The organism is Paenibacillus sp. FJAT-26967 (genome assembly GCF_001541095.1).
In the GTDB taxonomy this organism is placed as follows: Bacteria; Bacillota; Bacilli; order Paenibacillales; family NBRC-103111; genus Paenibacillus_F.
Map to the genome: position 1 here is coordinate 1,142,744 of NZ_LMXH01000001.1, position 20,697 is coordinate 1,163,440.

General features: G+C 51.1%; 16 protein-coding genes. 15 read left to right on the forward strand and 1 reads right to left on the reverse strand.

What is annotated here, in order from left to right:
* The first annotated feature begins 248 nt into the window (after positions 1-248).
* The 7 genes from AR333_RS05000 to AR333_RS05030 all read left to right on the forward strand — a co-directional run bounded on the left by AR333_RS05000 (position 249) and on the right by AR333_RS05030 (position 9,131).
* The gene (locus tag AR333_RS05000) at positions 249-1,004 is read left to right on the forward strand and encodes a ThiF family adenylyltransferase (protein WP_068774194.1); all 756 of its coding nucleotides are present in this window, start codon (positions 249-251) and stop codon (positions 1,002-1,004) included.
* Between the two features lie 52 nt (positions 1,005-1,056).
* Positions 1,057-2,517: an S-layer homology domain-containing protein gene (locus tag AR333_RS05005; RefSeq protein WP_068774195.1), complete on the forward strand. Its 1,461-nt coding sequence runs from the start codon at positions 1,057-1,059 to the stop codon at positions 2,515-2,517.
* A 164-nt stretch (positions 2,518-2,681) separates the two neighbouring features.
* Entirely contained in the window at positions 2,682-4,028 is a 1,347-nt protein-coding gene (locus AR333_RS05010; protein WP_068774196.1) for a spore germination protein, read from the forward strand.
* Positions 4,025-5,119 (forward strand): GerAB/ArcD/ProY family transporter, encoded by a 1,095-nt coding sequence (locus tag AR333_RS05015; protein ID WP_068774197.1) that lies wholly within the window; start codon positions 4,025-4,027, stop codon positions 5,117-5,119. Before AR333_RS05010 ends, AR333_RS05015 begins: the two co-directional genes overlap by 4 nt.
* A complete protein-coding gene (locus tag AR333_RS05020) occupies positions 5,109-6,203 on the forward strand; it encodes a Ger(x)C family spore germination protein (RefSeq protein WP_068774198.1) in 1,095 nt (364 codons plus the stop codon). The genes AR333_RS05015 and AR333_RS05020 overlap by 11 nt, the downstream gene beginning before the upstream one ends.
* Positions 6,204-6,287: 84 nt before the next feature.
* A complete protein-coding gene (locus tag AR333_RS05025; protein WP_068774199.1) occupies positions 6,288-7,598 on the forward strand; it encodes a replication-associated recombination protein A in 1,311 nt (436 codons plus the stop codon).
* 63 nt (positions 7,599-7,661) lie between these two features.
* On the forward strand, positions 7,662-9,131 hold the full coding sequence (locus AR333_RS05030) for a potassium/proton antiporter (RefSeq protein WP_068774200.1): 1,470 nt from the start codon (positions 7,662-7,664) through the stop codon (positions 9,129-9,131).
* 296 nt (positions 9,132-9,427) lie between these two features.
* Here AR333_RS05030 and mnmA read toward each other — a convergent pair whose 3' ends face one another.
* Positions 9,428-10,513, reverse strand: coding sequence for a tRNA 2-thiouridine(34) synthase MnmA (gene mnmA, locus AR333_RS05035; protein WP_068774201.1), 1,086 nt, complete (start codon positions 10,511-10,513; stop codon positions 9,428-9,430).
* A 256-nt stretch (positions 10,514-10,769) separates the two neighbouring features.
* On the opposite strand from mnmA, the gene AR333_RS05040 reads away from it, so the two are divergent.
* The 8 genes from AR333_RS05040 (at position 10,770) to alaS (ending at position 20,586) form a co-directional block, all read left to right on the forward strand.
* On the forward strand, positions 10,770-11,189 hold the full coding sequence (locus AR333_RS05040) for an Rrf2 family transcriptional regulator (protein WP_068774202.1): 420 nt from the start codon (positions 10,770-10,772) through the stop codon (positions 11,187-11,189).
* Between the two features lie 13 nt (positions 11,190-11,202).
* Complete coding sequence (locus tag AR333_RS05045; protein WP_068774203.1) at positions 11,203-12,348, forward strand: cysteine desulfurase family protein; 1,146 nt, start codon at positions 11,203-11,205, stop codon at positions 12,346-12,348.
* A 59-nt stretch (positions 12,349-12,407) separates the two neighbouring features.
* Positions 12,408-12,935, forward strand: a complete 528-nt coding sequence (locus tag AR333_RS05050) for a PRC-barrel domain-containing protein (RefSeq protein WP_068774204.1) — start codon at positions 12,408-12,410, stop codon at positions 12,933-12,935.
* Positions 12,936-12,948: 13 nt separating this feature from the next.
* Positions 12,949-13,146, forward strand: a complete 198-nt coding sequence (locus tag AR333_RS05055) for a hypothetical protein (protein ID WP_068775131.1) — start codon at positions 12,949-12,951, stop codon at positions 13,144-13,146.
* 268 nt (positions 13,147-13,414) lie between these two features.
* The gene (locus AR333_RS05060; protein ID WP_068774205.1) at positions 13,415-14,485 is read left to right on the forward strand and encodes an AI-2E family transporter; all 1,071 of its coding nucleotides are present in this window, start codon (positions 13,415-13,417) and stop codon (positions 14,483-14,485) included.
* 204 nt (positions 14,486-14,689) lie between these two features.
* A complete protein-coding gene (locus AR333_RS05065) occupies positions 14,690-16,936 on the forward strand; it encodes an ABC transporter ATP-binding protein (RefSeq protein ID WP_068774206.1) in 2,247 nt (748 codons plus the stop codon).
* Positions 16,911-17,417 (forward strand): DUF1854 domain-containing protein, encoded by a 507-nt coding sequence (locus AR333_RS05070; protein WP_253735724.1) that lies wholly within the window; start codon positions 16,911-16,913, stop codon positions 17,415-17,417. Before AR333_RS05065 ends, AR333_RS05070 begins: the two co-directional genes overlap by 26 nt.
* Positions 17,418-17,958: 541 nt before the next feature.
* On the forward strand, positions 17,959-20,586 hold the full coding sequence (alaS, locus tag AR333_RS05075) for an alanine--tRNA ligase (protein ID WP_068774208.1): 2,628 nt from the start codon (positions 17,959-17,961) through the stop codon (positions 20,584-20,586).
* The last annotated feature ends 111 nt before the right edge of the window (positions 20,587-20,697 follow it).

The window sequence follows — 20,697 nt, forward strand, 5'->3', positions numbered from 1 at the left end:
GCGCAGTTGGAGAAGAGGGACCTGAAAGGGTCCCTTTTTGCCTGAAAATAATCCAAAGTTTGCCGCTATGAGAACTGGCGTAAAGACCATTATCGTGCGAGAGCTTTTACACATACCTGCTTCAGAAGAGGAGAGCTGACCACATAGTTACGGTTGTCTCCCCTGAAACTTGACAATAGGCCGCCTGTCCCGTCAAACTAGCGGTAACCAATAATCACGTATACACCTAACAGAGGAGGAGTTACTCAATGTTACATCAATTCTCCCGGACAGAGCTTGCTATAGGCCCGGAGGGCTTGAACGTTATGAAAGGAAGTACGGTCGCGGTTCTCGGGATCGGCGGAGTGGGAGCCATTGCAGCTGAAGCGTTGGCGCGTACCGGAGTCGGGCGTATTATTCTTATTGATAAAGATGTTGTGGATATTACGAATGTGAACCGCCAGATTCATGCGCTGACGACCACGGTCGGGCAGCCCAAAGCGGAGCTGATGCAGCAGCGGATTAAGCTGATTAATCCGGAATGCGATGCCATCGCGCTGAGAATGTTCTATACCGAGGAGACCTATGAGCAGCTTTTTGATTATAAGCCTGATTATGTGTTGGATGCGTCGGACACGATCTCTTATAAAATCCACCTGATTAAGGAATGTCTGGCGCGAAAAATTCCGATGATCTCCAGCATGGGAGCCGCCAATAAGATGGATCCGACCAAATTCCAGGTCGCGGATATATCGAAGACCACGATGGATCCGATTGCCCGGGTAGTCCGTACCAAGCTGCGGAAGGAAGGCATCAAGAAAGGGGTCAAGGTGGTCTTCTCGACCGAGGAACCGAAGAAACCCCGTGAAGACGTCACCCAGCGGATTGTACCGGAGAATGCACCGGAGATCCGCAAGGCCCAGCAGCCTCCGGCAAGTAATGCATTCGTTCCGCCGGTTGCAGGCCTAATCATGGTCAGTGTCTGTGTGAAGGATCTGCTGGAGCAGGCAGGAATTGAAATCTAGCTGAACAGATTGCGCTTTGGTTATTATTTCAATTACGAGAGGCAGGAAACGTATGGGGAGGACACTGGCTTCGTTTGCGTTACCGGCAGTCGCGGCGGTTCTTGCAGCTGCGGTACTTATGATCCCGGCTTCCGGGAAAGCACGAGCTGCGGCTGCTGCGGCGGCGGCAAGCTCGGACAACTCCAGGGCTGTGACTGGCGGTGCTGACAAGATGAGGCAGCGCCTTATCGCTTCCGCAGAGGCAGACTGCACATGGAGAGGCGTCAGTGAAGCGCGCGCACCTGTGCAGTCTCTTACGTCCGCGGCAGAGGCCCCATATGCCAGGGAAGCGGGCGGACATGCCCGTTCCGATTCCCCGCAGCCTTTCATCGACGTTCCGCCGGATGTTCCCGGCGCTGCGGCAATCAATGAGCTGGCTGAGCGCGGCATCGCCGAAGGGATATCCGCAGGAAAGTTCGATCCTGCGGGGATCGCAACGCGCGAGCAGTTCGCGAAGCTGCTCACGGCTGCATCCGGGAGCTCGGGGGAGCTCGCTGCGTCCAAGGGCCGGCTGCCTTTTACGGATGTCACATCCGTGTGGTCCGGGCCCTATATCGCAGCGGCTTACGCTTCCGGCCTCACCAACGGCACTACTGCCGTCACCTTCTCTCCGGCGCGGCCTGTAAGCCGGCAGGCGGCTGCCGTTATGGTGTGGCGCTGGCTGGAGGCGCAGGGTGTGGAGGCTCCTGCAGGCGCGGATAGCCTGAGTACTGCCCATGCGGACAGCTGGGCGGGGAGCGCGGTTAGGAACCTCAGCGCGCTGATTCCTTGCTCGAGCCATGCGGACCCATCCCATACGCCGAAGTCAGTCATGACCCGGGGCGACTCTGCCGTATTGATTGCCAGCGCTTTGTACCTGCTGGAGAACACCGCCGATGAACGATTCGAGAAAGCACAGGAACCGATTGGCATGCAGGAAGCGGTAGAGCTAATCCGGCGTAGTGAACAGCGTACCGCAGACCTGATGCTTGTCCTGTTCGATCATCAGCTGGCAACGGGCTATAAACCTTCCTTTGACGCCATTGAAGCTCGCCTCCTGCGTTCCTACGCAGACAGCTCCAGATGGAGAACGTTCTATGAGCATCAATTGGGCGGAATTTATGAGATGTCGGGCATGGTCCCTTCTTCCGTCATGCCCACAGCTTCGTTTGAGATTACCGGAAGGACCGATGAAACCTTACAGATCCGCGGCAAACGCCCGGAGGGAGCTAACACGGCAGCCGCTTATCTTACTTACAAGCTTGTCCTCCGCGAGGCAGCGTGGGTGATCGACCATTTCGCGGAACTGCCCCTTACGGAGCCGTTTACCCAGGAGGAGGCCGCGGGTATTGTCGCCCTTTACTATGACGAGGCCGCAATCCGCTTACTGGAGGAACGGGAAGACCGTTATCTCTTTGAGGTTGGAAAGAAGGGAGAAGAATTTCTTCTCTCCGTCGACAAAAACAACGGCAGTCTTGTTGTGGAACAGACCTAGCACTTTAATAACTTAAAAGAGATACAACCACACATGTTAATGGCATGTGTGTTTTTTTTGTTTCCGTTTCCTCCTTTGTTGGAATGACATGGAAGGATGAAGGGCAATGTAAGAACAACGATAAGGATCGCCGCGCGACTACGCCTGCAAAGGAGCCCGTAAAGATGAACAAAACCGTGAATGCTGCTGAAATCGAGCAATGGCTGGCAGATAAATTCTCTACCAGTGTGGATCTCGAGGATGTTCAGCTTACCTATCAGGACAGAAAAGCTCGCTTGATCTATCTCAAGAGCATTTGCGATCCGCGTCAGATTCAGCAGTTATTTGTGGTTCCTTTCTATGAAATCCCGACCGAAGACCAGTACGAACAATATATCGGCTCCTTGCCGTGCTGCAAACGGTTCTCAAATGTAGTTAAAGTGCTGGAATCGATTCTGGGAGGAGGAGCGGCTTTATTTGTAAAAGACACCGTTTATCTGATCGAAGTGCTGCTGGATGAAAAAAGTGCCATTAAATCAGCCTCTGTCGAAGCGACGGTTCAAGGTCCCCAGGATGCCTTTACAGAATCCGTCCAAACCAATTTGAATATGATCCGCCGCAGGTACAAATCATCCAGTCTTAAGATCGAAAGCATGAACATCGGCACGCTCACCCAGACGGTTACGTCCCTGGTTTATGATGAGCGCTTGATTGATAAAGGTGTTCTGCAAGAACTCAAAGATAAACTGAGTACCCTTAAGATCGATAAAGTGCAGTCGTCGGGCGAATTGGAAAAAGCGGTAAGTCCTCCCGGCGTCCGATTGGTGCCTACGATTCTGACTACGGAAAGACCGGACCGTGCAGTCGATAATCTAAGCAAAGGCAGAATTGTCGTTATTATCGATACAGCCCCGTTTGTGCTGATTCTGCCTACGACCTTTTTTGATTTCTTTTCGGCTATGGATGATAAGGTGCAGCTGCCTTTTGTCGGCGTATTTCTGGTATTAATCCGCTATCTGGGGCTTTTTATGACGCTGACCCTTCCTGCGCTGTATGTGGCCTTCACTTCCTATAATCCTGAAATTCTCAAAATGAATTTAACGCTGCTTATTGCCGGAAGCCGGGCAAGCGTACCTTATCCGTCTTACATCGAGGTGCTGCTGATGCTGATTGTGATGGAGTTCCTGATCGAAGCAAGTTTGCGGCTGCCCAAGGCGATTGGCCCGACAGCAACCACGGTAGGAGGTCTGATCTTAGGTACCGCTTCTACGGAAGCGGGCATGGTAGGCAGCATCATGATTATTCTTGTGGCGGCCGTAGCCATCTCCAACTTTGTGATTCCCATTAATATGATGAGCTTTAGCGTGAGATTCGGCAAATATGTATTTGTACTGCTCGCCGCGATCTTCGGGCTGTTGGGTGTCGTTGTCGGGATTATCGGGGCGATTCTATATTTGTGTAATCTCCGAAGCTTTGGACAGCCTTACTTGAGACTGATTAAAGCCAGATTGGATGGAGGAGGCCGGAAATGATCACGAACCGGTATTTCTATTATCTCATTGCGATCAACGCGTTGATCAGCATTATCATTTACGTTCCCCGTATCTTGCTGGAGCATCGCTTTACGGGAACCTGGTCCTCCATTCTTATTTCCGTTCCCATCAGTATTTTTTTGATCTATGCGTTTTGTAAAATGCTCGCCTATTTTCCCAGGCAGGGGTTTCCCGAGCTGATGGAAAGATTTTTGCCCAGGTCTGTCGGAATTACGGTTCTGGTGCTCATGATTGGATTATGGTATTTTGCGGGTGCTTTGACGCTTCTCTCCTTTGTCGATATTACACTGCGTTATATTAGTCTGGATGTTCCGGGGATTCTAATTATGCTCGGATTTCTGATTGTCGTTTTCTGGTCCTGCAAGATTAATACGGCCTCAATTTTGTATGCGCTTGAGTTATTGCTGGTCCTGACTGTTCCTCTTGTCCTTTTTTTTATCATAAAAGCGATGAGTACATCGTTTTTCAGCTGGGATGCGGTTATTCAGAGCCTGACCTATTCGCTCAAGTGGCCGGATTTGTCCGCCATAGCGGGTGCTACTTTTCTTTTTACCGGTTATATCAACATGGTTGTATTCAACCGGGTATTTGAGAAGTTCCAGGCAAGAGGATCGTTTGTGATAGCTCTATCCGGTCTCCTGCTGCTTGTGGTAACGGTTATAGTCCCTATCGGTTATCACGGTTCCGTGGCCGTTGATTCTTATGTTTATCCCTGGTTTTCTCTGGCAGACTCTATCCGCATCGATTTATTTCTCGTGGAGAGAATGGTGTTTGTCTTCTACTTAATCTATATCGCTTTATTTTTGATCAGTACCACTGTCCACTGGCATGTTGCTCAGAACCTCACGGAGGGTCTTTTCAAATTCGACCGGAATACCAGGGCTTATAAAATAGTTTCCTACTCTACGGGTCTTGTTTTCAGTGCAGGGTGTTTGATTATGCTCCGTTTCAATCAGAAGCAGCTAGTCGATGTGGGGGAGGTTTTTTTGATTTTCCGTCTGGGAGCGGAAGTTCTGCTTCTGATTATTATGTTCTACATGTACCGGAAGGGGAAGAAAAGTGAAGCCTAATCATGTGTTTCTAGCGCTTATTCTTCTTGCAGGATGTCTCGTAGGGGGCTGTAACTTCAAAGACATAGACAAGCGGGTATTTGTGGTTTCTATGGGAATAGACAAAGGGGACGGCTCCGATATGCGTGTCAGTTTAAAACTTGCGATTCCGCAAGGGAATCCCAAAGAAGGGGCGGAAGAGTTCGAAATTATTGAGGAGGAGGCAAGAACGATATCCGATGCTCTCCGTAAAGCCAAATCCAAGGTAGACAAAGAATTGGATTATGGCCATATGAAGGTGCTTCTTATCGGGGAAGATATGGCGAGAGAGGATATATACAGGGTGATAAACTGGGCTGTAAGGCGGCGTGATATTCAGAGAATCAGTATGCTGGGAATCGGCAGTCCGTCTGCACTCGATGCTCAGAAGGTGAAGCCCAAATCGGAACGTATTCCGTCTAACGCCTTAATTCTTTCTCTGTCCAAGAACGGGACGGAATCTCCCTTCATCGTTTCTGAATATTTGTTCGACTACCAGAGGCGCTTGGATGAGAAAGGTCTGGATCCGTTTCTTCCAGTTGTTGAGGCAGAGAAAGATTATTTTGTCATTAACCGGGTCGCGTTGATGAGGAAAAATAAAATTGCGGTTGAGCTGTCGCCGGATGAAACAAAAATTTACAATTTGCTGGTCAGCCGGAATTTAAAAACGAATATGAGTGCCCAAAGCGAAAATAACTTCTATGAAATAAACCTGGATAATTCCCGTGCTTCTTATAAGATTGAAGAAACCCCGAGGGGTGCTGTTCTTAAGTATAAAATCAAAATCAGCAGCAATCTCGAAGAGAATGAGGTGCGCGAAAAATTCACCCGGGAAAGACTGGACGAGATCGAGAAAATATTTGAGAAAGAAATCAGCAGACAAGTATCCGATTTTTTGGAAAAACTGCAAAAGAACAAGACGGACCCGATAGGATTCGGACTCCGATATATATCGCGTCATTGGAACAATGAGACCGAATGGGAAGAGTGGGAGCGTTTATTTCCTGCTCTGGAGTTTGAAGTGGAGACTCATGTCCGGATTCATTCGGCCGGGACCGTTCACTAGAAGCGGAGCGCCTTTCGACAAAGAACATCCTCTAACGATATAATAAAGAGACGATCTTATTGGTGCGAAAGGCGGAATGACCGAATGGATATGGACTTGTTCAGCTATGCTGCTGAGAACGATTCCCGCGGAAAACTGCTCGCGGACCGCATGCGGCCGCGTACGCTGGATGAATATATAGGACAAGAACAAATCGTAGGGCCCGGCAAGCTGCTGAGGAGGGCGATTGAAGCGGATCAGATCAGCTCCATTCTGCTCTACGGGCCGCCGGGCTGCGGTAAAACAACATTAGCGCATATTATTTCGGAGAAAACTTCCGGCAATTTTGTCCGGCTTAATGCAGTCGATGCCTCCGTTAAAGATGTCCGTGAAGTAATTGAGCAGGCCAAAACGGAGAAGGCTCTATACGGACGCAGAACGATCCTGTTCCTGGATGAGGTGCATCGCTTTAATTCAGCCCGACAGGATGCGCTGCTGCCTGCTGTCGAACAGGGCACGATTGTATTTATCGGCGCCACGACCGAGAATCCGTTCCATTATGTGAACGGGGCCCTTTTGTCGCGCTCCACTTTATTTCAGCTGCAGGGTCTGACGCATGAACATGCGCGCACGGCAATGGAGCGTGCACTTGCCGACAAGGAGCGCGGACTCGGCTTCCTGAACATCGAAGCCGATGATGAGGCGCTGGAGCATATTGCGTTCATGGCCGGAGGAGATATCCGGCGTGCCCTTAATGCATTGGAGATTGCTGCGCTTACGACTGCGGCAGGTGCGGATGGCATTGTCCGCATCAATCTCGACACCGCAGAGGAGTCGATCCGGCGCAAGACCGTGAAGGCCGACGAATCGACCCAGTATGATGTGCTGTCGGCTTTTCATAAAAGCGTCCGCGGATCATCCGATGCCGCTCTTTTCTGGTTCCTCTATGCCGTGGAGAAGCTGGGAATGGATCCGATGACCTTCATCAGGAGGCTGATTGTCGCTTGCAGCGAAGATATCGGACTGGCGAATCCGCAGGCGATGGTTCAGGCGGTCACGGCGATGGATGCCTATCATAAAATAGGCTGGCCGGAGTCGAAGTATATCCTTTCCCAGGCTATCTTGTTTGCGGTCGAAAGCCCCAAATCAAATTCAATCCCACTTGCCATAAGCCGTGCGATGACGGCGATGGACAGTGCCGGACTGGTAGAAGTTCCGCTTCATTTGCGGGATGCCCATTATAAGGGGGCGGAGAAGCTTGGACATAAAGGCTACATGTATCCGCATAATTATCCGGGCCATTTTGTGAAACAGGCTTATCTACCGGAAAAAATGGAGGAGCAGGTGTTTTTCAAAGCATCCGAACAGGGTATGGAAGAGAAGATGAAACTAAATCAGCAGCGCCGCAGCAGATAATTCTCTTCCCCAAGCGTGATCACAGTATCACTGCACGGCACGGCCTAAGGAGCCGAATCAATTATGACAGAAGAATATGTTTTCTTAATCGCTATTTTACTGTTTGCCGGTGTGTTAATGACCAAATTTTCTACTCGATTTGGTCTTCCGGCTCTCGTATTTTTTATGCTAGTCGGCATGGTGCTGAATAATTTTATTTATTTCGATAATGCCGAGCTGACCCAGTGGTTTGGAATCATGGCCCTGATCGTCATTTTATTCGAGGGCGGGCTCCAGACCAAATGGTCTCATGTCCGCGAGGTAGTTAAGCCTGCGATCCTGCTGTCAACCGTTGGAGTTGTTGTGACGACCGCTATAATAGGTTTATTTGCCATGTGGATCCTAAAACTTTCTTTGCTGGAGGGGATGCTGCTCGGAGCGATTGTCGGTTCGACGGACGCGGCAGCGGTATTCGCGGTACTCGGCAATCAGAATGTCAAGAGGAAGCTGACATCGACACTGGAAGCCGAATCGGGTACGAATGATCCGATGGCAGTCTTTCTTACGGTATCCCTGCTGGAGTTGATGGAGAATCCGGATTCCAGTCTTCTTTTGATGGCTGCCTCTTTCGTATGGGAGATGGGACTGGGTCTGGTCCTCGGGCTGGTGATCGGTAAGCTGGCCATCTGGAGTCTGAATAAAATCGACCTCGATTCTTCCGGGTTATACCCGGTGCTGGCTCTGGCATTCGCCATCTTCTCTTACGGAAGCGCAGCGCTTCTGCATGCAAGTGGTCTGCTTGCAGTCTATGTGATGGCGCTTAAACTCGGCAACGCTGATTTCGCTTACCGGTTCTCGATTATACGATTCCATCAGGGATTTTCCTGGATGATGCAAATTCTTATGTTCATGCTGCTCGGGCTTCTGGCATTTCCGAGAGAATTCCCGGATATTATGCTGGAAGGACTCCTGTTGGCGCTGATCCTTATGTTCCTTGCAAGACCTATCGCGGTGTTCATGAGTATGCTGGGGACTAAGTTTAATTTTCGTGAGAAATTGCTCGTTTCATGGGCCGGTCTGAGGGGCGCTGTTCCTATTGTGCTCGCGACCTATCCTCTCATTGCCGGAATTGAGCACGGCTGGATGTATTTTAATGTGGTATTTTTTATCGTCCTGACGTCTACCCTGATACAGGGTTCTACGATTTCACCTCTTGCGAAGAAGCTGGGTCTCACGGAGGGGGATATGCAGCCTGCCGAGCACACGATTGAACTGCTTGCCATAGGCAAGGCTAATGCGGAGATCATCGAAGTCAAAGTGAAGGAGACCAGCGCTGTAACCGGTCAGACGATCCGAGCGCTCAAGCTTCCCAAAGAGGTGCTGATTACAGCGATTATCCGCAAAGGGGAGATTGTCACCCCGCGGGGAAATGTTGAAATCATCAAGGGTGACATGCTTTATCTGCTTGTCTCCAAGCCTATGCGAGAGCAGGTTAAACGAATTTTTTACGCGGAAGTTTCTCCCGTTAAATCAGATACGGTACAGCCTGAGTAGTTATATTCAGGGGCAGCTATATCGAGTTAAATTTCGTAGTATCGAACTTGCAGGCTGCAGCGGGAATGGGGATGAATTATTTCCCAGGTAATCAGACCCGTGCGGCTTAGCTGCTTATGAGCGGGGAGACAGGTGCTTTTACCAAAACCAGAACCAAAACCAAATCTAAGTTCCCCGACAAAAAATGCTCTTGCTGGCCCTACGGCCAACAAGAGCATTTTTTGTCGGATAATGAACTTGAAACATAATCCCGTATACCAGCAGCTTAAATCGCTGCACGGATGCTTAACGGATGCCTAACGATGGATCTTGTCGATGATTCCTCCGCCAAGACAGATATCGCCATCATACAAGACAACCGATTGCCCGGGGGTGACAGCCTTCTGCAATTGATCAAAGACGACCTCCGCAGTTCCATCTGCCCCCAGTGTGACCCGGACACCCTGGTCCGGTTGGCGGTAGCGGAACTTAGCGGTGCATGTGAAGGTGCCCTCAGGCTTGCGCGGGCTGATCCAGTTCACATCGGTAGCCGACAAGCCTTTGCTGTACAAACGCGGATGCTTGTCTCCCTGAACGACGTAAAGGATGTTGCGTTCGAGATCTTTATCGGCGACGAACCAGGGTTCGCCTGTTCCGGAACCGCCGATGCCGAGTCCTTGGCGCTGGCCCAAGGTGTAATACATAAGCCCATCGTGGCGCCCCTTGACTTCGCCCTCCAGCGTCTGGATGTCGCCGGGACGTGCCGGCAGGTACTGGCTCAGGAACTCTTTGAAATTCCGTTCTCCAATAAAGCAGACACCTGTACTGTCTTTCTTCTTGGCCGTAGCCAAGTTTGCTGCAGCAGCCAGTTCGCGGACCTGCGGTTTGGGAAGATGTCCGATCGGGAACATCGTCTTCGACAGCTGGTATTGGTTCAGGGCATGCAGGAAGTAGGTCTGATCCTTGTTAGCGTCATTGCCGCGCAGGAGGACATACTCTCCGTCCCGGTTTTCCAGACGGGCATAGTGCCCGGTAGCGATATAATCGGCCCCCAGATCCAGCCCTTTTTGCAGAAATTCGCCGAATTTGATTTCCCGGTTGCACATGACATCGGGGTTTGGAGTCCGGCCGTTTTTGTATTCATCCAGGAAGTATTGAAATACTTTCTCGGAATATTCTTTTTCAAAATTTACCGTATAAAACGGAATGTCGATCTGATCGCAGACTCTCCGAACATCTTCTGCATCCACTTCTGCGGTGCAGTGGCCAAACTCATCGGTATCGTCCCAGTTTTTCATGAAAACGCCGATGACGTCGTAGCCCTGCTCTTTAAGCTGAAGCGCTGCAACGGATGAATCTACCCCGCCCGACATTCCGAGAATGATTCGTTTCTTGCTGTTCATAGTCGGAATTGTTCCTTTCTTGTCGAAAAATGTCCTGCAACAACATAAGGTTAACATGCAGGTTCCTCTCATTATAGCGTTCTTTTTTAAAAGATAAAATATTTCATGAAGATGTCATGGTTTTGTAACCCAAATAATCGGAATTATGATAACATAGAAAGGAATATGGCAAAATGGAATGAATGAAAAATAGAGAAATAGGATACCCTGAAGCTAATGTTTTTACTCATCAGCACAAGGTAGAAGAGGTGTGAAATTGAAAATTTCTACAAAAGGGCGCTATGGCCTAACCATAATGATGGAACTTGCAAACCGTTTCGGAGAAGGTCCGACCTCTCTTAAGAGTATTGCCGAGAAGCACCAGCTTTCCGAGCATTATTTGGAGCAGCTCGTAGCACCGCTGCGAAACGCCGGCCTTGTCAAAAGCATCCGCGGAGCATACGGCGGATACATTCTTTCGAAGAATGCCGAGCAAATCACAGCCGGTGAAGTGATCCGGGTCCTGGAGGGTCCGATTTCCCCCGTCGATTTTACGGAAGAAGATGACCCGGCCAAACGTGATTTATGGATACGTATCCGTGACAGCATCGCGGATGTGCTGGACTCGACGACGCTTGCTTCACTGATTTCGTACCAGGAAGACAATAAGCGCGACAATTATATGTTCTACATTTGATAGGGTGACTCACATGGCAATTTATCTTGATCATGCTGCGACAACGCCCCTCCACCCGGAGGTGCTGCAGGCGATGATTCCGTACTATACAGAACATTTCGGTAACCCTTCCAGCATTCACGGCTACGGCCGGGCGTCCAGAACAGCGCTTGACCGTTCGCGCGCTGCCGTCTCGGCGGTAATCGGCTGCTCGCCAGCCGATTTGCTTTTTACGAGCGGAGGAACCGAAAGCAACAACACGGCGCTGTACGGGGTGGTAAAGTCTCATAAGGGACAGCGTCCGCATATGATTACAACCGTTATAGAACATCATGCAGTACTGCATCCGGCCGGACGTTTGGAGAAAATGGGCTGCGATGTTACTTATCTCCCAGTAGATATGACCGGTCTTATCCGAATAGAGGATATTGAGCGCGCCATTCGTCCGGAGACGGTGCTGATCAGCGTGATGTACGTGAATAATGAAATCGGCACGATCCAGCCGATTGAAGAAATCGGCCGGCTTGCAAGAAGCCGCGGCATTGCTTTTCATGTAGATGCCGTCCAAGCGCTCGGCAAGATTAAGATAGATTTGTCGAAGCTTCAGGTGGATCTGATGAGTTTCTCAGCCCATAAGATTAACGGGCCCAAAGGTGTAGGAGCTTTGTACTACAACTCGCGTCACCTCCATCTCATCCCGCAAATACTAGGCGGGTCCCAAGAACGCAGACAGAGAGCCGGCACAGAAAATGTGGCCGGAATAGTCGGTTTTGCGAAATCGCTGGAAATTTATAACAAAATGTCCGATAATTACAAAGAATTGGCGATCAGCTGCCGCAGGTCCATGGACGCTGTTTTGCATGAAGAACTGGGGCCGGACGGATTTGTCGTGAACGGAAATCCCGAGCATGGTGTGCCGTATATTTACAATGTCAGCTTTCCAGGTGTTCACACGGAAACGCTGCTGATGAATCTGGATTTGGAAGGAATTGCAGCCGCCAGCGGCTCTGCATGTTCATCCGGATCGCTTGAATTATCGCATGTACTCCGCGCTATGCAGCTTCCAGAATCTGTATCCGGTTCGGCTGTGCGGTTTAGTTTTGGTTTGGGGAACTCTATAGACCAAATTCAAACGGCGGCCCGGACAACCGCAACCATTGTGAAGCGGCTTCGTAAGTAATTAAAAGGGACGGGCCCCTGAGGCAGAATTTTAATCTGTCGCCAAGGAGGCAGCATACTTTGCGTAAGGCCCGAGATCTTATAGGTTTATCCGTCCTGTGCATTGCCACGGGCAAACGCGTCGGAACAGTCCGGGATCTTCTGTTCGATCAGGAGTGGACGGTCCTCGGCATACTGCTTGACGCGAAACATTGGTTCTCTTCCTGTCGTTATATTCATGCAGACGACATCTTAGCTTGCGGCCCGGATGCCTTGACGATAGAGGATGCGGGCTGTATACGAGATTCGGCAGAGGCTGAGGAATTGGGTTTGACCGCTTTCCATGGCGGCAAACACCGGTTGAAGGAATTGCCGGTTGTGACGGTGAATGGCCATCAATTAGGTGTCATTGAGGACGTTTATTTGCTTGAAAAATTGGGTACAAAGATAGTAGGTTTTGAACTGTCTGAAGGTTTCGTATCCGATTTGAAGGAAGGTCGCAAATGGCTTCCGCTGCCGGTATCGTTAACCATTGGGGAGGATGCGGTGATCGTTCCGCTTACTTCCCGGCTGGAAGTGGATGAAATCTTCGTATCTAAAGAAGAATAGGGTGAAGTTGCAAATGATGCGTTGTCCAAACTGCAATTCCAAGGATATCGGCAAAATCGGATCCCACCAATTTTATTGCTGGGGCTGCTTTATTGAATTGGCCGTTAACGGTGAGAAAATGTCCGTCTATCAAGTGGAAGAAGACGGTACGCTAAGCTCGCTGGATGATTTGTTTTTTGAAGAAGAAATGCCGCAAATGCATGTCCAGTAAGGACGGCATGTTATATACTTGAAGAACACGCACCGCCACAGAGAAGGACGAGCTTCTACGCTTGTTCCTCCGTTGGCGGTGTTTTTTGTGCCCGCAGGTTCTGCGGGGTACTTAAGTGTACTTAATTGCGGTGAGAAAGCGTATTAAGGTTTATGCAGATCGCTTATATGGAGTCTCGTGGCTGACCACTGCGGGCTTGGATTATTCCGGACGGGTTGTACATATACTTACAAGAGAAGGATCGACTACTACAGCAAGGGTGGGGACGATGAACCAATTTCTGAAAAGCGGGTGGTTTGCCGCCCTGATTTATACACTGCTCGGTCTGCTCGTTTTGTATTTCGTGCTGCAGATTCAACCTATTCTAGGAGGCGTTTACCGCTTTTTAAAGGCGGTGTTTGCTCCTTTTCTGATTGCCTTAATTATTTCTTACGTTCTAAATCCTGTCGTGAATCTACTCAGCACACGCAAAGTTCCCCGTACGTTCGCGGTTCTTCTGATCTATGCCGTTTTTCTCACTTCGACGGCGGTGGTTTTTATGAATGTGACTCCTATGTTTGTGAAGCAGTTGGGCGAGCTGAACGAGCACATTCCCGAAATGACGATTCGCGCGCAATCGCTGGTGGACGGAATGAACAGCAGTCAGCTTTTGCCGGATACGGTACGTACAGGTATACATGATGCGATTTTCAAACTCCAGAAAACCATTTCCCTCAAAATATCCGACACCATCCACGGAATTGGAAGCACGATCAGTATGCTGCTGATGGCGTTCATTATTCCGTTCCTGGCTTTCTATATGCTTAAGGATTTTCAATTGATCGAGAAAACCGTCCTTGCGGTTGTGCCCAAGTCCCGCCGCAGACAGATCGTTAAAGTGCTGGTCGATATCGATACCGCATTAGGCAATTACATCCGGGGCCAGTTTCTGGTCTGTGTAATCGTCGGGGTTCTTGCTTACATAGGCTACTGGGCGATCGGCATGCCTTATGCAATCTTACTGGCCGGGTTAGTCGCGGTTTTTAACATTATTCCTTATATGGGCCCGTTCTTCGGCGCAGCTCCTGCTGTCCTTATGGCGGCAACCGTTTCGTTCAAAATGGTTCTGCTGGTTATTATGGTTAATACCATTGTGCAAATCTTGGAGGGAAATGTTATTTCTCCGCAAGTTGTAGGCCGTACGCTGCATATGCATCCCCTGCTTATCATTTTTGCTCTTCTGGTCGGGGGACAGGTCGCGGGGATACTTGGACTCATTCTGGCCGTCCCGTTCTTTGCCGTTATGAAAGTAATCATCCAGCATCTGTTTCTTTACTACATACACAGGCGGACTGTCTAAAGGGAGTGGAGCCGGGTCATTGATTATGTCTGGTTAGTTAGCATTCACCTCGGAAAAATAACCGGAAGCAGCTGCTTCCTGTACGTGTCACGAAGGTCTCTCCGCCTGCTTGCGTTGACGGCTTCCTATACGGTACGATCAATGTATATAAACTCCAGGTCGTATTACTAGATCGTATCCGTTACGGATGAAGAGGGGAAACTTATGGCTCAGAAGGATCTCGTTAGTGAAACGGCCTCTCTGCCGGATGCAGTAAGCCGCAGCGCCGACTGCGAAGGGGCGCCGCCTGCAGCGGCCAGGACTGACCTGGACGAAGCGGGGATGCCTGCGGAGCGCTGGTTCGTCGCTACATCCCGGCGGTTAGCCGTGTATGAAGAGGACGGCAGCTGCATACTCGGCTTTGCTCTCGCGGACGTCTGCGGTATCCGTACGCAGGCTGCACCGCAGGGCGGTGGTCTGCTGATCGCCGATACGTCCGCGGGCGGCACGGTGCTTGCCCGCTACAGCGCAGCCTGCTCCAAGCAGGTGGAGACGGCCGTATATTCGGCCGGTCTTCTGCTTGAAGGCGCGGCCGGGCCGGAAGAGGATTCTCCCGGCAGCTGCTCCGTCTGCGGGGAGCCGGTGCCCGCAGGAGCGGGGCACGCATGCACAGCGGCTCAAGCTGCCCGGCCGGCCGCTAAAGGCAGCAGGCGAGTCGTTCTCCGCCTGCTTGCCTACACGCGCCCCTACCGGGGCCGTATGGCCGCTGCGGCGCTGTTCCTGCTCATCGCTGTCGGGCTTGAGCTCGTTCCTCCCTTCGTCACGAAAATTATCGTCGACGAAGTACTTCAGCCCGGCGGCGCCGTGCAGATGCTGACCGTATGGGCAGCGGCGCTTCTCGCCTCGCGCCTCCTGCTGACCGGTCTGCAAATTGCGCGCGGCTACATCGGCGTGAAGGTAGGCGCCTCCATGATGAACGATATCCGCCGCGAAACATATGAAGCGCTGACCGAGCAGTCGCTCAGCTTCTATGACCGGCGTCAGACTGCGCCTTTTATCGGGCGATTAAATCAGGATACAGATGCAATGAGGCAGTTTCTGACGGAAGGTGTCATTTTTGTAGCGAGCCAGGTGCTTACCGTGATAGCGATTGTGACGATGATGCTCTCACTCAGCTGGAAGCTTACTTTGCTAGTACTGCTTCCTACACCCCTGCTGCTTATCGGAGTCTGGTTTCTCTGGCCGATGGTCAGGCGCCTTTGGTACAAGCAGTGGCGCGCAATCCAGACGATCAATACCATAGTCGGAGATTCTCTCCAAGGAATCCGGGTAGTCAAAGCTTTTGGCCGTGAGAAAAGAGAACAGGCCAGATACCGGGAAGCAAATAGCGAGCTGATGACGCAGACCATCCGAATGGAAAGTTTGTGGCAGGCGGCGGCTCCGCTTTTTATGCTTATTACGGGAATCGGCGGTGTTATCGTCTGGTATTACGGCGGACTGCAAGTGGTAGACGGAAGTCTTACTTTAGGGACGCTGATGGCATTTACCGTCTATCTGACGATGTTCTTCGGACCGCTTCAATGGTTTACCCAGGCGATCAGCTGGACGAATCGTGCAATGTCCGCCGCGGAGCGCGTATTCGAAATCATCGACACGCCCAGGGAAGTTGCGGACTTGCCTGATGCGGTTCTTCCCGGACGGATCGAAGGTTCCGTCCGGATCGAGCATGTCACCTATGGCTACGAGAAACACCGGCCGGTTCTGAAGGATATTTCCCTTGATGTGAAGCCGGGTGAGATGATCGGATTAGTCGGTCATTCCGGAGCGGGGAAATCGACTCTCATCCATCTGATTTGCCGGTTTTATGACCCGGACCGGGGACAGATCCGCATCGACGGGATTCCTCTCACGCAGCTCAGCCAAGAAAGCCTGCGCGCCCAAATCGGAGTTGTGCTGCAGGAGACTTTTCTGTTCGATGGAACGATTGCGGAGAATATCGCTTATGCGAAACCGGAAGCTTCTCCCATTGAAATTATCCGGGCAGCCAAGATTGCCAATGCACATGATTTTATCGTTCGTATGAGTGATGGTTATGATACCCGTGTAGGGGAGCGGGGACACCGGTTATCGGGCGGGGAAAAGCAGCGGGTCGCGATTGCCCGCGCTATTCTGCACGATCCCCGGATTCTTATTCTCGACGAAGCGACAGCATCCGTCGATACCGAGACGGAGCGGCTGATTCAGGAAGCGATTGCCCGTCTGATCAAGGGGCGTACAACGTTTGCGATTGCCCATAGACTGTCCACCCTCCGCAGCGCAGATCGTCTAGTCGTTATCGACAAAGGCCTTATGGCGGAGACAGGTACCCATCAAGAACTGATGCAACAAGAGGGCATCTATTACAAACTGGTCAAAGCCCAGAGCGAGACCGTTCTGATGAAGGAGCGTGAAGAAACTGCCGACATCATATGAGCCTTTGATGCTTAATGCCGCTTTATGCATATTCGAACGGACTGCCGGCGGGCTGCTTCGGTTTTCGTACGGAGGGGAAGTTTACGAGGAAGTACTCCTGTTCCGTTCCTTTCCTTTCTCGGAGCCGGACCGCTACATCTCTGTCCAATCGCAGGGCGGTGATGAGATCGGGCTGATCCGGGATACGGCACAACTGGTTCCGGCCAGCCGCGGAGTCGTGGAGGACGAGCTGAGGCTGCGTTATCTCATGCCCCGTGTTACAGGAATCAAGCGGATCAAGCAGAGAACATCCGGCTGGTTGTGGGAATTTCAAACGCAGTTCGGACCGGAGCAGCTGATCCTGCCCAATTTACACGAGCATCTCATCAAGCAGGGAGAAGACAGGCTGCTTCTCACGGATTCCGGGGGCAGAAGGATTGAAATTGCGAGTATTGTTTCTTTGGATGCTGACAGTCAAAAGGAACTACGCAAAGTACTTTAAGATGCTTTTGTGTGATAAGGTATAGGGATTATCTCTCCATAAATAAGGGGCCGGCCTCCTTCTGTCCTCTAAAGGCCCGGTTGACATTGTTTCCAAAAATGAACTATAATTTTCTGTAACTGCATGAACTTATAGCTTTAAACCTTAAACAAGGTTGAATAAATAAAACGTTGAAGAAAACCAGTACGCCATAGACCATTTGCAGAGAGAAGGTTTCGCCTTGACGGCGGCTGAGAGAACCTTCAATGAAGGATGGCCGAACGCTCCTTTCAGAGTGTGGGTGAAGCCCAACGGAAGCGGATCCGTTATCGTCCGCAATCGAGGAGATTGTACGGGAGAGTCGAGGATTCTGCCTGTGCAATAACCAGGGTGGTACCGCGAAATCATTCGTCCCTGTTAATGACAGGGGCGTTTTTTGTTTCCGGAGGAGATGTTTCGTCTTTTCCTGCTGGCGGATAAATAGGTGAACGACCTCTTCCGGCTGCTTCAACGAGTTTCAACCCGACTCTATTCTGACTAATAAACGGAGGCTTAATCTGCAATGAAAGCAAGTGAAATTCGTTCCAAATGGCTGGAGTTCTTCGCCAGTAAAGGACATAAAATCGAGCCGAGCTCGTCGCTCGTGCCTCATAACGATCCATCCCTTTTATGGATTAATGCAGGAATGGCTCCGCTGAAACCTTACTTTGATGGTCGTGTGGTTCCTGAGAATCCTCGGATTGTGAATGCGCAGAAATGTATTCGCACCAATGATATTGAGAACGTAGGCAAGACTCGCCGTCACCATACGTTCTTCGAAATGCTCGGCAACTTCTCGATCGGGGATTATTTCAAAGAAGAAGTCATCACTTGGGCATGGGAGTTTCTTACAGATCCTAAATGGATCGGTTTTGATCCGGAGCGTCTTTCCGTTACCGTCTATCCGGAAGACACAGAGGCCTTCGAATTCTGGAATAAGAAAATCGGACTGCCGGAGGAGCGTATTTATAAGCTGGAAGAGAACTTCTGGGACATTGGTGAAGGTCCTTGCGGTCCATGTACCGAGATCTTCTATGACCGAGGCGACAAATACGGCGACCTCAGCGATCCCGAGTGCTGGCCGGGCGGGGAGAATGAGCGTTTCCTGGAAGTATGGAATCTTGTTTTCTCCCAGTTCAACCATAACAAGGATGGAAGCTACACCCCGCTGCCTAACAAGAACATTGATACAGGAGCGGGATTAGAAAGATTCGCGTCCATTCTGCAGGATGTGGATTCGAACTTCGATACCGATCTTTTCCAGCCTATTATTCAGGAAACCTGCCGTATTGCGGGCGTGAAATATCACGAGAATGAAGAAACCGATGTGGCGCTAAAAGTCATTGCCGATCATGTTCGTACCGTAGCTTTTGCCATCGGGGACGGCGTCCTGCCTACGAATGACGGCAGAGGCTATGTCATCCGGCGTTTACTGCGCCGCGCGGTCCGATACGGCAAAGTAATCGGGATGGATAAGCCGTTCCTTTACGAACTGGTTCCGGTAGTCGGCGAAATTATGGGTGAGTACTATCAGGAAGTGGTGGAGAACCAGGAGTTTATCCGCAAGGTTATCCGCATCGAGGAGGAACGCTTCCACGAGACGTTGTCTGATGGACTTTCGATCCTCTCGGATATGGTGGAACGTACACGTGCGGCCGGCGGCCGTGCAATTAGCGGACCTGATGCCTTTAAATTGTACGATACGTACGGTTTTCCAGTGGACTTAACGGAAGACTTCGCCAATGAGCAGGGTTTGGCTGTGGATCGTGAAGGTTTTGAAACGTCTATGGAAGAGCAGCGGCAGCGTGCCCGTGTTGCCCGCAGTGATGCCGGCAGCATGAAAATTCAAGGCGGGGCTCTCTCTGATTTGACGGATAAAAGTGAATTTGTTGGTTACACTGAATTGGTAGTTCCAGCCAAAATTGTGGCAGTCATTCATGAGAATGAGCTGGTAGACACCGTGGGTACGGGTGAGGCTTGCCAGGTCATTCTTGACAGAACGCCTTTCTATGCGGAAAGCGGCGGCCAGGTAGCGGATCGTGGTATCATTACCGGTGAAGGTGTACGCCTTGTTGTGCATGAGGTCGGCAAGGCCCCTCATGGCCAGCATGTGCACAGCGTAACGGTGGAGCAGGGTGTGCTTAGCCAAGGTGCGGATGTTACCGCCGAAGTAACCGAGGCGCTGCGCGGAGAAACCGTGCGTAATCACACGGCGACGCATTTGCTGCACAAGGCGCTGAAGGAAGTGCTCGGCAGCCATGTGAATCAGGCTGGCTCGCTGGTGGCGCCCGACCGGCTGCGATTCGACTTCTCGCACTTCGGCGGCATTACGCCGGAAGAGCTGCAAGATGTAGAGCGCCGCGTCAACGCTCAAATCTGGGCGAATACGCCGGTAGACATTTCCCTTCGTGCGATTGACGAAGCCAAGGAAATGGGGGCCATGGCACTATTCGGCGAGAAATACGGTGACATCGTACGGGTTGTACGTGTCGGCGATTACAGCCTCGAGTTATGCGGAGGCTGTCACGTTCAAAGTACCGGCGAGATCGGACTTTTTAAGATCATCAGCGAATCCGGGATCGGTTCCGGCATCCGCCGGATCGAAGCAGCGACAAGCCGCAATGCATATGAATATGTGGATAGTCAGCTCCAGTTGCTGAAAGAAGCGGCAGGCATTCTGAAATCCGGCGCAGGCGACGTGCCCAAACGTCTGGAAGGCACGCTTCAGCAGATGAAGGATCTTTCCCGCGAGAATGAATCCTTGCGGGCAAGGCTGGGCCGCATCGAGGCGGGTGCTCTGGAAGGCCGCCTGAAAGAAGTGGCCGGCGTACCGGTCCTTGCTGCAGAAGTGAACGCATCCGACATGGAATCCTTGCGCAGCATAGTGGATGAGATGAAGGTGAAACTGGGCTCGGCTGTTATCGTGCTTGGTGCAGCCGCAGGGGACAAAGTCAACCTGGTAGCTGCGGTTACTCCGGATTTGGTGGCCAAAGGGCTCCACGCCGGCAAGCTCATCAAAGAAACGGCTGCCAAATGCGGCGGCGGAGGCGGCGGACGACCGGATATGGCTCAGGCTGGCGGCAAAGATGCCTCCAAACTTAAGGAAGCTTTGGATGGTGTAGAAGCGCTTGTAACCGGACAAATTTCATAAAATTTCAGCAGGGAACAGGAATTTTTCGTCCCGTAGAGAATATATGACAGTAGCAGGTTTTTGCAACATGCAGCCGATAGAGTTGAAATGTGAAACATTGGAGGTGCCTTT